The sequence below is a fragment of the Gluconobacter kanchanaburiensis NBRC 103587 genome (genome assembly GCF_007988905.1).
Lineage (GTDB): Bacteria > Pseudomonadota > Alphaproteobacteria > Acetobacterales > Acetobacteraceae > Gluconobacter > Gluconobacter kanchanaburiensis.
The window spans coordinates 66,350-79,110 of record NZ_BJVA01000011.1 but is presented as its reverse complement, the minus strand read 5'-3'; the positions used below and the strand labels follow the sequence as shown (position 1 = coordinate 79,110).

Annotated in this window: 12 protein-coding genes and 1 tRNA gene; 4 read left to right on the top strand and 9 right to left on the bottom strand. The window is 60.2% G+C overall.

Translation table 11 applies throughout. From position 1 onward, the window contains the following. Positions 1–86: 86 nt before the first annotated feature. The 6 genes from GKA01_RS09845 to GKA01_RS09820 all read right to left on the bottom strand — a co-directional run bounded on the left by GKA01_RS09845 (position 87) and on the right by GKA01_RS09820 (position 6,661). Positions 87–162 (bottom strand) — tRNA-Glu (locus GKA01_RS09845). A 41-nt stretch (positions 163–203) separates the two neighbouring features. Beyond that, complete coding sequence (gene recJ / locus GKA01_RS09840; RefSeq protein WP_146862205.1) at positions 204–2,003, bottom strand: single-stranded-DNA-specific exonuclease RecJ; 1,800 nt, start codon at positions 2,001–2,003, stop codon at positions 204–206. Between the two features lie 10 nt (positions 2,004–2,013). After that, on the bottom strand, positions 2,014–3,015 hold the full coding sequence (gene glpX / locus GKA01_RS09835; protein WP_146862202.1) for a class II fructose-bisphosphatase: 1,002 nt from the start codon (positions 3,013–3,015) through the stop codon (positions 2,014–2,016). Continuing rightward, a complete protein-coding gene (locus GKA01_RS09830; protein WP_146862199.1) occupies positions 3,012–4,301 on the bottom strand; it encodes a homoserine dehydrogenase in 1,290 nt (429 codons plus the stop codon). The genes glpX and GKA01_RS09830 overlap by 4 nt, the downstream gene beginning before the upstream one ends. Beyond that, positions 4,298–5,524 (bottom strand): LL-diaminopimelate aminotransferase, encoded by a 1,227-nt coding sequence (locus GKA01_RS09825; protein WP_146862196.1) that lies wholly within the window; start codon positions 5,522–5,524, stop codon positions 4,298–4,300. Before GKA01_RS09825 ends, GKA01_RS09830 begins: the two co-directional genes overlap by 4 nt. A 147-nt stretch (positions 5,525–5,671) precedes the next feature. Then, positions 5,672–6,661: an OmpA family protein gene (locus tag GKA01_RS09820; protein WP_146862193.1), complete on the bottom strand. Its 990-nt coding sequence runs from the start codon at positions 6,659–6,661 to the stop codon at positions 5,672–5,674. Positions 6,662–6,825: 164 nt separating this feature from the next. On the opposite strand from GKA01_RS09820, the gene GKA01_RS09815 reads away from it, so the two are divergent. The 4 genes from GKA01_RS09815 to GKA01_RS13820 all read left to right on the top strand — a co-directional run bounded on the left by GKA01_RS09815 (position 6,826) and on the right by GKA01_RS13820 (position 9,091). After that, on the top strand, positions 6,826–7,503 hold the full coding sequence (locus tag GKA01_RS09815; RefSeq protein ID WP_146862190.1) for an ATP-dependent Clp protease proteolytic subunit: 678 nt from the start codon (positions 6,826–6,828) through the stop codon (positions 7,501–7,503). A 56-nt stretch (positions 7,504–7,559) separates the two neighbouring features. Beyond that, complete coding sequence (locus tag GKA01_RS09810) at positions 7,560–8,549, top strand: ferritin family protein (RefSeq protein ID WP_146862186.1); 990 nt, start codon at positions 7,560–7,562, stop codon at positions 8,547–8,549. A gap of 136 nt (positions 8,550–8,685) precedes the next feature. After that, the gene (locus GKA01_RS13825; RefSeq protein ID WP_228119745.1) at positions 8,686–8,964 is read left to right on the top strand and encodes a low temperature requirement protein A; all 279 of its coding nucleotides are present in this window, start codon (positions 8,686–8,688) and stop codon (positions 8,962–8,964) included. Continuing rightward, positions 8,858–9,091 carry a low temperature requirement protein A gene (locus GKA01_RS13820; RefSeq protein ID WP_228119781.1) on the top strand — a complete coding sequence of 78 codons (234 nt, stop codon included), beginning with the start codon at positions 8,858–8,860 and terminating at the stop codon, positions 9,089–9,091. The genes GKA01_RS13825 and GKA01_RS13820 overlap by 107 nt, the downstream gene beginning before the upstream one ends. Before the next feature lie 489 nt (positions 9,092–9,580). Here the strand turns inward: GKA01_RS13820 and recA are convergent, their stop codons facing one another. From recA to GKA01_RS09790, 3 genes are all read right to left on the bottom strand, one after another. After that, a complete protein-coding gene (recA, locus tag GKA01_RS09800; protein ID WP_146862183.1) occupies positions 9,581–10,615 on the bottom strand; it encodes a recombinase RecA in 1,035 nt (344 codons plus the stop codon). A gap of 202 nt (positions 10,616–10,817) precedes the next feature. Continuing rightward, the gene (locus GKA01_RS09795; RefSeq protein ID WP_146862180.1) at positions 10,818–11,894 is read right to left on the bottom strand and encodes an EscU/YscU/HrcU family type III secretion system export apparatus switch protein; all 1,077 of its coding nucleotides are present in this window, start codon (positions 11,892–11,894) and stop codon (positions 10,818–10,820) included. 3 nt (positions 11,895–11,897) lie between these two features. Then, the gene (locus GKA01_RS09790) at positions 11,898–12,752 is read right to left on the bottom strand and encodes a flagellar biosynthetic protein FliR (RefSeq protein ID WP_146862177.1); all 855 of its coding nucleotides are present in this window, start codon (positions 12,750–12,752) and stop codon (positions 11,898–11,900) included. Between the last annotated feature and the right edge of the window lie 9 nt (positions 12,753–12,761).

The following is a 12,761-nucleotide window of genomic DNA, read 5'->3' as shown; positions in this document are numbered from 1 at the left end:
AGAATTGGTCCAAAATCGCTACTTAATTTTTTTGTTTTGGCGCCCGATACAGCTCTAAATTGCTGGTATCATTACCAAAAAAAATTTGGTGTCCCGTACGGGATTCGAACCCGTGTTGCCGCCGTGAAAGGGCAGTGTCCTAGGCCTCTAGACGAACGGGACTGGAGGCGTGAGCGGGTGTATAAGCGTGAGATCTCTGGGCGTCAAGCGGGTGCTGCGTCAGAAATGAAAAAAGACAGGTTTTTTCGTTCCTGCCATGTTTCGGCCCGCAATGTGCCTGCGACATGGATCAGAGGCATGGAGCGTTCTTCCAGCAATGTGGCGAAGGGTTTGTCACCTGCCCGGAAGACCAGCCCGCGCAGACGCGTACCGCCGTCCTCGCCCTGAAGAATGACGCGAAGGGTATTGCCGTCTTTGCCGATGCGCTCGCTTTTCACGCAGCGGACGTTGCTGATGGCGAGGACGGGCTCTTCGTTGCCAGGGCCGAAGGGTTCCAGCCGGGCGAGTTGATCGGCCACAGCGATGGAGGCCCCGGCCAGCGTCATGATGCCGTCCAGCTTCAGCGCGTCCTGTTTGGGAAGGGACAGCGCGGTTGAAAGCTGCGCGTTCAGGCTGGCGTGGAACTCTTCGGCGCGGTCTACGGCGAGAGAGAAACCGGCAGCCATGGCATGCCCGCCTCCCGTGAGGAGGAGGCCGTCCTGGCGGGCGGTGATGATGGCGGTTCCGAGGTCCAGCCCGGGAACCGAGCGGGCTGAGCCTTTGATGACGCCATCGGTCAGGGCTGCAACCAGTGCGGGACGGTTGTAACGCTCTTTCAGGCGGCCTGCGACGATGCCGACGACGCCAGGGTGCCAGTTTTCACCGTGTAGGAAGATGACGGCATGGCCTGCATCGAGTTGCTGCTGAGCCTGTTCCATCGCGGAATCGAGGATTGTGGATTCGACGGTCTGGCGCTGGCGGTTGACGCGGTCCAGCTGTTCGGCGAGGGCGCGCGCTTCGACGACGTCTTCGGATAGCAGAAGTTTCAGGCCCAGATCGGCCTGTGCGATGCGCCCTCCGGCATTGATGCGAGGGCCGAGGGCAAAGCCGCAGGCCATGGCGCTGGCTTCTTCCTTCACGCCTGCGACGGACGACAACGTGGCCAGTCCAAGGCGCTCCCCGCGAGACATGACGCGCAGGCCCTGCATGACCAGCGCGCGGTTCAGGCCGGTCAGGGGCATGACATCGCAGATGGTGGCGAGAGCCGTGAGGTCGAGGCGCTGGAGCAGGTCGGGGATGGCTTGCCCGCCGTCGAACCAATTGGTGCGGCGCAGGAGGCGGATCGTGGCGACCATGGTGAGAAAGGCGACGGCGGTGGCGCAGATGTTGTTCAGGCCCGATACACAGTCCAGCCGGTTTGGGTTGACCACGATGCCCTTCGGCAGGGCGGCTCCGTCGGGTTTGTGATGATCGAGGACAATGATGTCGGCACGGTCTGTTAGGCCGTTGAGGATGTCGATTGCTGCGGTGCCGCAGTCGATGCAGACGAGAAGGGTGGCACCTTCCGAGAGCAGTTTTTCGAGGGCGATGGTGTTGGGGCCATAGCCTTCGGTCAGACGGTCGGGGATATGGGTGCTGACGGTACAGCCAAGTTCACGAAGCGTGTCGCAGACGAGGGCAGTGCCGCAGGCGCCGTCCACGTCGTAGTCGCCGAACAGGCCGATATGCTCGTGGTTGCGGACAGCCTGTGCAAGACGTTCTGCGGCCCGATCCATATCCTGCAGGCAGGAAGGATCGGGCATGGCATCGCGCAGACGGGGGTTGAGAAACGAAGAGGCGTCGTGTGATGAGACGCCTCGTGCCGAGAGGATACGGGCCAGAAGTTCAGGAATATTAGCCTGCTGGGCGAGAGCGAGAGCCAGTCGGTTGTCTGCTTCCGCCAGCCTGGGATCGCGCCAGATCCAGCGGCGGTTTCCTGCACTTCGGGTTACGCCGAGGACGGCGCCCGTATCGTCTGCGAGCATGGTTCTCCGTTCAGGACGCGGGTTCTGCCTGTGGTTTGAAGCTGTGATGGCTCTCTATATAGCGCACCGTGCGGGATTTTGAACGCATCACGATGGAATGCGTGCGGGCGCGAGTGGCGCTCGGACGTTCCACCCCCTTCAGAAGCGGGCCGGATGTGACGCCTGTTGCGGAGAACAGGACGTTGCCAGCTGCCATGTCATGCAGGTAGAGCTTGCGGGCTGGGTCGAGGCCGTTCGCCATTTCGCGCGCGCGCTGGCGCTGGGTGTCGTCCTCGAACAGGAGGCGGCCCTGCATCTGGCCTTCCATGCAGCGGATGGCTGCGGCAGCCAGAACACCTTCGGGAGCACCACCGGATCCCGCGTACAGATCCACGCCGCCGCCGTCCACGCAGGTGGCGATGGCAGCCGCCACGTCGCCGTCGCTGAGAAGCATCACACGGGCGCCGGCTTCGCGGGCGTAGGCGATCATCTCTTCATGTCTTTCGCGGTCAAGTGCGCAGAGAACCATGTCCGAGACATTGCGCTTCTTGGCCTTGGCCAGCGAACGGAGATTGTTGCCGATTGAGGCGTCCAGATCCACCACACCTTCGGGAAGGTCCGGGCCGACGACGATCTTTTCCATGTAGATGTCAGGCGCGTGCAGGAACTTGCCGCGCTCGGCCAGAGCTACGACCGTCAGCGCGTTGGGAAGGCTCTTGGCGCAGAGATTCGTGCCTTCGAGCGGATCGACCGCGATATCCATGGCCGGGCCACCGGAGCCGACTTTCTCGCCGATATAGAGCATCGGGGCTTCGTCCATCTCGCCTTCGCCGATGGTGACGATGCCGTCGATGGCGACGGTGTCGAAGGCGGCGCGCATGGCCTGCACAGCGGCGCCGTCTGCCTCGTTCTTCTGGCCGCGGCCGGTCCAGTGTGCCGACGCGATGGCGGCAGCTTCCGTGACACGGACGAGTTCAAGGGCAAGGTTGCGGTCAGTGACGCGATAGGGGGGGATGTTCTGAGGGTCGATCACGTAAGGGGATCCTCGATTTTGAGCACAAGCGGCTTTCCTGTCACGACAGGAAGGACGGCAAGCGCAGTGGTGGCGGCATGGATGGCTTTTTCAGAAACCTGATGGGTTACAATCGCCAGGTCGGCACATCCTGTTGCAGCATCGTGCTGGGAAACAAAGTGGACGGAGACATTATGGTCCCGAAGGACAGATGTCAGGTCAGCCATTACGCCCGGACGGTCCTGAACGTTCAGACGTAAATAAAATGCACTGTTCAAATCAGCGAGATCAGCGCAGTCTACAGGCCCTGAAACCGCTGTCGTGCCCCAGACAGGAATGGCGGTTCCCCGCGCCAGATCGACCAGATCGGCAACTACGGCGCTGGCTGTTGGGCCTTCGCCTGCGCCGCGGCCGGAGATGGTCATCGGGCCACTGAATACGCCCTGTGTGGAGACAGCGTTGAAGACTCCGTCGACACTTGCGATGGGCGCGCTGGTCGGGACAAGGCAAGGACGCACCCAGGCTGCGACGCTGCCGGTTTCGTTCCGCCGGGCCATGCCGAGGAGCTTGATGCGATATCCGAGCTGATCTGCGAATTTCAGATCGGTCGCAGTGATATCGCGGATACCCTGAACCGACAGCGTGTCGAACGTGACAGGCTGGAACGCCAGACCGGCCAGAATGGCCAGTTTGTGGGCCGTATCCCAGCCATCCACGTCCGTGGAGGGTTCGGCTTCAGCATAGCCCTTGGCCTGTGCTTCGGTCAGAACGTCGGTAAAATCCCGGCCTGTAGCGCGCATTTCGGTCAGGATGTAGTTGCAGGTTCCGTTCAGAATGCCGCCGACACTGAGAAGGCGGTCTGCGGCCAGACCTTCACGTACGAGCTTGATAGCGGGAATGCCGCCCGCCACGGCAGCTTCGAACAGGAGGGGTGCGTTCTTTTCTGCGGACAGGCGGCTGAGGCTGTCGCCATGCAGGGCCACGAGCGCCTTATTGGCCGTCACGACCGGCAAACCACGTTCAAGCGCGGTGCGCACCATGTCGCGGGCCGACCCTTCGGAGCCGCCAATGAGTTCGACGGCCACGTCGATCTCCGGGTCCTGAGCCACAGCAGTGGCGCTGTCATGCCAGCGCATGGCGGACAGGTCCACGCCGCGATCACGGGTGCGGTCACGGGCCGTAACGGCCACGACTTCGATCGGGCGACCGGCCCGGGCAGTAATCAGGTCAGCATTCTCACGCAGGAGACGAATGACACCGATCCCGACAGTCCCGAGTCCAGCCAGTCCGATCCGCAGGGGTTTCACGATGATGCAGCTCCAAGAAGGTCAGCGGTTCCCGCACCGGCGCCGTGCCGGGTCATGAAGCCCTTGATGGCCCGCGTCGCCTGACGCAGCCGCTGGGTGTTTTCGACAAGTCCGATCCGGACAAAGCCTTCGCCGTATTCCCCGAACCCGAGGCCGGGCGCAACCGCAACCCCGGCTTCCTTGAGCAGAAGCTTGGAGAAGGCGACGCTGCCCATCTCGGCGAAAGCGGGGGGAATGGGCGCCCAGGCGAACATCGATCCCTCGGGGGCTGGCACGTCCCATCCTGCGCTCTGAAGACCGCGCAGCAGCACGTCTCGGCGGTCCTTGTACATGGCGCGGATCTCGGAAACGTAATCCTGCGGGCCGTTCAGCGCCGCGACGGAGGCCACCTGAATGGGCGTAAACGCACCGTAATCCAGATAGGACTTGATGCGTGTGAGTGCCTGGATCAGCTTTGGATTGCCGACCGCGAAGCCCATGCGCCAGCCCGCCATCGAGTAGGTTTTGGACATGGACGTGAATTCGACGGCCACATCCTTTGCACCCGGAACGGCTAGGAGCGACGGGGGCGGTTCGTTTTCGTTGAAATAGATTTCCGCATAGGCCAGATCGGACAGGATCCAGATCTCTTCCCGGCGAGCGAAAGCCACGAGCTCCTTGTAGAAATCGAGATTTGCGACGAACGCCGTCGGGTTGGACGGGAAGTTGACGATCAGGGCCGTCGGCTTGGGCACGGAATGACGGACCGCACGCTCCAGCGCACGGAGCATGTCCTCGTCCGGTGTGGCCGGGATCGAACGGACGGACGCTCCGGCGATGATGAAGCCGAACTGGTGGATCGGATAGGACGGGTTCGGGACCAGGATCGTATCGCCTGGGCTGGTGATGGCAGCGGCCAGATTGGCCAGGCCTTCCTTGGAGCCCAACGTTGCGATGACTTCGGTTTCCGGGTCCAGCGAGACGTTGAAGCGGCGTTCGTAATAGTTCGCCATAGCCTTGCGCAGGCCTGGAATGCCGCGGCTGACGGAATAGCCGTGCGCGCGCGGATTGCCGACCGTTTCGATCAGCTTCTGCACGACGTGAGCCGGGGGAGCGCTGTCGGGATTGCCCATCCCCAGATCGATGATGTCGTCACCGGCGGCTCGCGCGGCGGCCTTGGCCTTGTTCACTTCAGCGAACACATAGGGCGGCAGGCGGCGGATGCGGTGGAACTCTTCGGTCATGACCAGCTCTGGGGTAGAGGGTGAAAGGAAGGGGCGACGATAGACAGGTTTTTTCAGGAGTGGAACAGCCTGACTGCACGCAGCCTCATAATGATCCCGACATGATCCTTCCATGCGACCGGCATGTTCTGGATGCCCCGCAGGGTTTCAGCCCCCGATGGTAACGCGGACGCCATCGCCGATCGCTTCTCCCCGCAGGGTAATGGAAGAGGCCGGAACTCCGCGTTCGATAAGCGCACGGGCGACTGCGCGCGCGCGGAGAAGCCCCAGTGCGATTTCCCGGTTCTGGTCGGCGGGTGCAAGCGCGGCGTCCGCACTCATGAAGGCACCAAAGCCACGGATGGTCAGACGCTGGTTTCCACGCTGTGAGACGATGTGCTGATACTCACCTTGCGGATTACCGCTGACATGGTCGGTAGCGGGCTGAAAGCGGATCAGGGTCCCTTCCGGTGTGTTCGTGTCGATGTCAGGGCGGATTGGATCGCTCACCATTGCGTCACGGGGCAGGTCGAAGCCGGGGAACTGCGGCGGCGGGGGTGGAAGATCCCCGATTTGTGGGAATTCTCCGGGTGGGGTCGGAGGAATGGATTTCGCCACCACGGCGGGAAGTTCGGCTTCCGGTGCCGGGGGGGGAGGGGCAGGCTTGTTCGTCCGCGCGCTGGGAGCCGGAACGGATGGCGAGGCCGCCGGGGAAGTCGCCGGAATCGCTGCGGGAACTGGTGGCGCCTCAGGCTGCCCGACTGTGGTCATGGTCATGCCGCTCTGCTGCACATTGGCTGCGGTTACGGCGGCCGGGGTCGGTGTGGGAGGCGGCGGAATGGTCGGCAGCGCCCCTTGGGCCGCACTTTCCCGCTGCGCGAGATTGCGCTGGGCTTCAAGCCGTGTGGTCAGCGCCAGTCGGGCCTCAGGCGTCGGCAGCGCCGGCGGCTGTGTCGGGGTTCGTCCAACATGGGGATAACGCAGGTTTTCGCCTGGTGGCGGGGCGCGGAGCTTTGCAATTTCGCCTCCCTCAAACCCGTGCCACCAGCCGGTTACGGTATCCGTCATGTCCTGATGCTGGCAGGCTGCCAGAAGCGGTGTGGTCATCAGCAGGAGAGCGGAAAGTTTCCCCGCGGTTCTGCGTGTTGGCGCTGTCATGGGCTGCCTGCTGTTCCCTGGGGCCACTGTGCCGTTCCTGCCGTCTTTGGAATGTCGAAATACGGCGGACACTAGCGGTTCGGAACCGCGATGGCGAGAGTTCCTATCTGCATGAGATGGAAGGAGGACTTGGCACCGATGAAAACGAAGCGCAGGATAGGGGTATGAAGATGCATGCTGGATCTGGAAAAGATATGGACATCACCAGAATGACCCCGACCCGCCTGGATGACGAGCCGGATGCTCCGGAGCCGGAAACCCGCGAGGACGATAACAAGACGCCGAACAGCCCGATCAGCGAGCTGGAAGGTCGTCTGTTCGATCAGCGGAAAGTCCTGATCTTCGGTGGTATCAATGACAAGATCGCCCGTGATGTCACCGGTCGCCTTCTGGCGCTGGCCGGCACGTCCGACAAGCCGATCGATGTGTATGTGAACTCGCCGGGCGGTCACGTGGAAAGTGGCGACACCATCCACGACATGATCCGTTTCGTGGATTCGATTGCGCCCATCAACATGATCGGAACCGGCTGGGTCGCGTCCGCCGGTGCTCTGATCTATGCCGCCGGTCGTCCGGAACGTCGTGTCTGTCTGCCGAACACGCGCTTCCTGCTGCATCAGCCGATGGGTGGCGTTCGGGGACCGGCAACGGATATCGACATCGAAGCCCGCGAGATCATCAAGATGCGTGAGCGTCTGAACCGGATTTTCGCCAAGGAAACCGGCCAGACCTACGAGAAGGTCGCCAAGGATACCGATCGCAACTACTGGATGTCGGCACCTGAAGCCATCGAATATGGTCTCGTAAACCGGATCATCCACTCGGCGAACGATCTCAAGTAAAAACTACAAGCTCCAAGGGGCACGGCGTGCCTTTACGGCACGCCGCGAACACAGTTATGAAAAATCTGGCCGAAATCTATTCCCATCTTCCCGACGCGCCGTCGGAGAAGACGCTGGAGCGCGTTGACTACGAAGCGCGCCACTGGAGCAGCCCGATCCAGGGTCCGCTCAAGCCTGGCACGGAAGAGCACAAACGGGCCGTCGCGGAGATGTTCCGCGATACGTTCAATCCCTACAAGCCGTCCGTCATTGACTGGCCGCAGCTGGACCCGGAGACGCTCCATCGCATCACGTCGCTGCCGATCTGGGATATCGCTGTCCAGACCGAAGGCAAGGCCCGTCTGCGCATGGCCGCCTATGCTGACATGATGACCGATCCCGACATGAAGGACGCGCTCTCACGCAATGCGTGGGAAGAGAACCGGCACAAGGAAGTCCTGTCCAAGCTGGTCGAAGCCTATAATATCCCGATGGCGCCGGAGCCTCCATACATCACCCCGAAGGATACCGAATGGGCCTATCTGGTCACGGGGTTCTCGGAATGCGTAGACAGCTTCTTTGCGTTCGGGCTGTTCGCGCTTGCTGAACGCGCCGGCCTGTTCCCACAGGAACTGATCGAGACCTTCGAGCCGGTGATGCAGGAAGAATGCCGACATATTCTGCTGTTCGCGAACTGGCTGGCCTGGCATCGGGCAACCATGCCGTTCTGGAAGCGGCCATGGTTCGAACTGCGTGTGATTGGCGTATGGCTGTTCCTGGCCTACGAGCGGATGGGACTGGCACGTTCCATCGACGAAAACGGCGAAGAACATACGCAGGATAACAACTTCACGGTGACGGGCGCCAAGGACATGACGGCCATGGACGTGAAGATTCCGGACCTCATGCAGCTCTGTCTGGATGAGAACGACCGCCGCTTTGCAGGTTATGATCCACGGCTGCTGCGCCCCACGACGACCCCGGCGATTGCAAGGACGATCATCCGCGGATCGAAGCTGTGGAACAGTCTTCGCACACGTTTTTGCCCTGTGACAACAACAGCCTGAGTCAAGCTGCTTTCAGAACCGTATGAAAAGAGGGCGGCGAGACCGTCCTCTTTTTTGCGTCCGAATTGGACTGGTCCTCCGCTCTCTGAATGGGGCCTAGAAAAAGCTCCCTCGAAACAGCCGAAAAACCGACCCCATGACCCAGCCTGCACTGATGCGCAAGTCGGGAGATCACAAGATCATAAACGAAGAACTGTTTTTCGACCTTATTTATGTTTTCCTGGTCACGCAGGTCAGTCACGGCCTGCTGCATCACCTGAATATGGATCGGCGCGCTCCAGATTCTGCTCCTGTGGTTCGCGACGTGGCTGGCGTGGCAATATACCGGCTGGGTGACGAACTGGTTCGATCCGTGTCTCCGTGCCTTGCGGACGACTCTGTTCGGGGCGATGGCGCTGCCCGAAGCGTTCGGTGAACGAGGGCTGGCATTCGCGCTGTGCTATGTCATCATGCAGGTGGGACGGTCCGCCTTTGTGTTGCTCACTCTGCCGTCGTCCAGCCCTCTCGCGGCAAATACCGGCGTATTCTCGGGTGGGGGCTGATTGCCGCCGTTTTCTGGATCGCCAGGCCCCTTTGTGCTCCGTCAGAAAGACAACTGCTCTGGGCGATCGGTGTCCTGTGTGAGTGTGTCGCCAATGTTCGGGTTCTGGCTCCTTGGGCATGGCCGCTCGCATACGACCGACTGGCCGATCTGAGGTATTCATCTTGTGGAGCGGTGCCAGCTTTTTGTGCACGATCGCCATGGGGTAGCTGTCTTTTGATACTGCCAGTGAGGGGGCGGAGCATGCCATGGCTCGTTCCACCGACCCCGGTCATATCCCCCTGGTGCAGGGAAGCGTAGTTACGGGTCTGCCTCTGCCCGCCTGTTTCTAGCCTCCGACGTCTTTATGGATACTCGCAGGTGCTGCAACCCTGTTTCTGCTTGCAAGTGGTGTACTGGTGGGACAGGGATGAAAATATAGAATTTCGAAGGCTGGCAAAGCCTGATGGACCAGAGAAACCCCTAAGGATCTCTCTGGGAGAATGAAAAATCAGCCTTCGTCGGCTTCCTCGTCACCTTCCGGTCCAGTCATCAGGGCATCGGCAAGGACCCCGGCTTCAGTGCGGATGCGGCGCTCAATTTCATCGGCCATTTCAGAGTGTTCACGCAGGAACTGCTTGGCATTTTCCCGCCCCTGTCCAATGCGCTGGCTGTCGAATGAGAACCAGGCTCCGGATTTTTCGACGATATTACCTTTCACACCCAGATCAAGAAGTTCGCCCATCTTGCTGATGCCCTCGCCATACATGATGTCGAACTCCACCTGACGGAACGGAGGTGCCATCTTGTTTTTCACGACCTTGACGCGGGTCTGATTGCCGACCACTTCGTCCTTGTCCTTGATGGAGCCAATGCGGCGGATATCGAGGCGAATGGAGGAATAGAACTTCAGGGCGTTTCCGCCCGTCGTGGTCTCCGGATTGCCGAACATAACACCGATTTTCATGCGGATCTGGTTCAGGAAGATCACGAGTGTATTGGAACGTGCAACCGTGCCTGTCAGTTTGCGCAGCGCCTGACTCATCAGACGGGCATGCAGACCGACATGACTGTCTCCCATGTCGCCTTCGAGTTCAGCCCGGGGAACCAGAGCTGCTACGGAGTCGACGACCAACACGTCAACAGCACCGGAGCGGACGAGTGTATCGGCAATCTCCAGCGCCTGCTCACCGGCGTCCGGCTGGCTCAGTAACAATTCATCAATATTGACGCCCAGCTTGCGGGCGTAGCCCGGATCGAGCGCATGTTCGGCATCCACGAAAGCGACAGTGCCGCCTTTCTTCTGGGCTTCTGCGAGAACATGGAGAGCCAGTGTCGTCTTTCCCGAACTCTCGGGGCCATAGATCTCCACGATACGGCCACGTGGCAGTCCTCCAATTCCAAGGGCGATATCCAGCCCGATGGAGCCAGTGGAAATGACGTTGGTTTCCACCTTGGGACGTTGCCCCATACGCATGATGGAACCTTTGCCAAAAGCGCGCTCGATCTGGCTGAGTGCGCCCTCAAGCGCCTTGGTCTTGTCCATTCAGTCCTCGCAATAGGTTGGGGCTGGCCTTCTCGGGATACGATAGACCGGGTGATCATGCACGCAAAGAGGCATGAAGTCGCTTAACGTCCCGATGTCTGTTCGCAAAACGTTCTCATGGCAAACATATCATACTTCTCGTTCTCCACGCCAAGGGGGTGGCAGTCATAATACAAGGTATTTTTCGTGCTCCTGGACCTGTTTAGCGCAGAGGGGCGGCGTAATGTGCGGGGCGCTTCAGTTTCCAGACATAGGCAATAATGGCGGCGACTATCTTGAAATGCTCGGCTGGAATTTCGCTGTCGAGCGGCAGCGTAAAAAGTGCCCGAGCGAGCGGTGGATTGGAAACGATCGGAATGCGATTGTCCTGTGCGACTTCCCTGATGCGGGCTGCCACCGCATCTACGCCTTTTGCGACGATTTTCGGCGCGCCCCCGCCGCCTTTTTCATAGACCAGTGCTACGGCGTAATGCGTAGGGTTGGTGACAATCACTGTTGATGTCTTGACCGCCTCCATCATGCGCTGCCTCGCTGCTTTCGCGCGCAGGGCTTTCTGACGGCCTTTGACATGAGGATCGCCTTCCGTGTTGCGATACTCGTCCTTAAGATCTTCTCGGCTCATTTTCAGTTTGGATAGATGTCGAAAGCGCATCCAAAAGATATCGAAACCGGCAATAACCAATTGGGCCACAATCATCGAGGCAGCCGCTTTGAGACCCAGATCCATCATGATTTTGACCAGAGGACCAGGCTCAAGTCCGATCATGCGAGACACTGTCGGGATAACCTCTCGGGAAACTTTCCAGAGAATGGCCGCAAAAACTGCGAATTTTGCGAGGGCTTTGAAAGTGTCAGGGAGGGTTCCGCCTCCGGCTATGCGTTTAAAGCCCGAGAGCGGGGAGACGCGTTCGAATTTTGGTAGCAGAGACCCTGGATGGATCAGAAAACCGGTCTGCAGAAAGCCTGCTGCGAGACAGAATGCTGCGACTGTCGCCGCGATGGGGATGGCGAGAGAAAGGCCTGCCTCAATAGCATGATCCGTGCCTGTAAGAAGGCCCGTCTGTGTCATGGGCACTGTTCCGGCGTTGGCCATCAGAGTCCGCATGCTGTGCACGAAATCGGCTGTGAGATAGGGCAGAAGCATGAAAATGCCTGTAAAACCGCCGAGGAGCACAACGAAACTCATGGCTTCGCGCGACATTACGATCTGTCCGTCGTCGCGGGCTTTCTGAAGGCGTTGGGCTGACGGGGCTTCTGTTTTGTCTTCTGATTCCGACATCGGTTACAGGCCGGGCAGAGCGCGAAGAACGTCGAAAGTCTGCCCCTCCCAGATTGTGATCATGGTGCTCAGCGTCGCCCCGAGAAGGGCGATGCCTCCCAGAAGCTGAAGCGGACTGGCAGCATTATAGATCTGAAGGGTTGGCAGTAGTCGCGTCATAATGCCCAGCATGCCCTGCCAGACGACCGATAGAACCAGAAAGGGGGCGCTGAGTTCGAGACCAAGAGCAAAGCTTCGTTCTGTGAGCTGAATGATGCCCTGGGCGGAGTCTCCCAGTATGTTCCAGTGGCTGCTTGCAAAATCCAGAAACAGGGCTCCTCCGGGGGGAATTAGGGCGTAGCTGCCCAGAACCGCGCGAATTGGAAGGATGTAGGCGCCTGTTACGAGAAGAACGAGGGGAGCGAGAAGATTGAGGAATCTGGCTGGTGCCGAGCTTCCTGAACCAAGGTCAGGATCAGGTTGCAGAACACTCGAAATTCCCATGCAGACAGCAATGATCTGACCGGCAATCGGGAGGGCCATGCAGATGAGTCGTGCCATCCAGCCGATCAGGATCCCCGCAAAAAGTTCGACCGCGATCATTCCTCCAAGAGCAAGTGGGGTCAGTGTCTCCAGATGAGCCTGCGTCAATAAGGGCGCCACGAGCGGGAGCAGGAGAATAGTCAAGGTGATGGCGCAGCCTGCGCGTATCATCATTGGCATGGACTGCTCGCCCAGGCCCGGCATGACCATAACGACCGCTCCGCTACGTGACAGGACCAGAACGAACGCAAGTGCCCAGATGCTGAGGGCAGGTCCGCTGAGATCCAGTGTCTGCAGTGCGGATGGTGCGACAGTGTCGGCAAGGCCGGCGTTCACAGTGCTTTT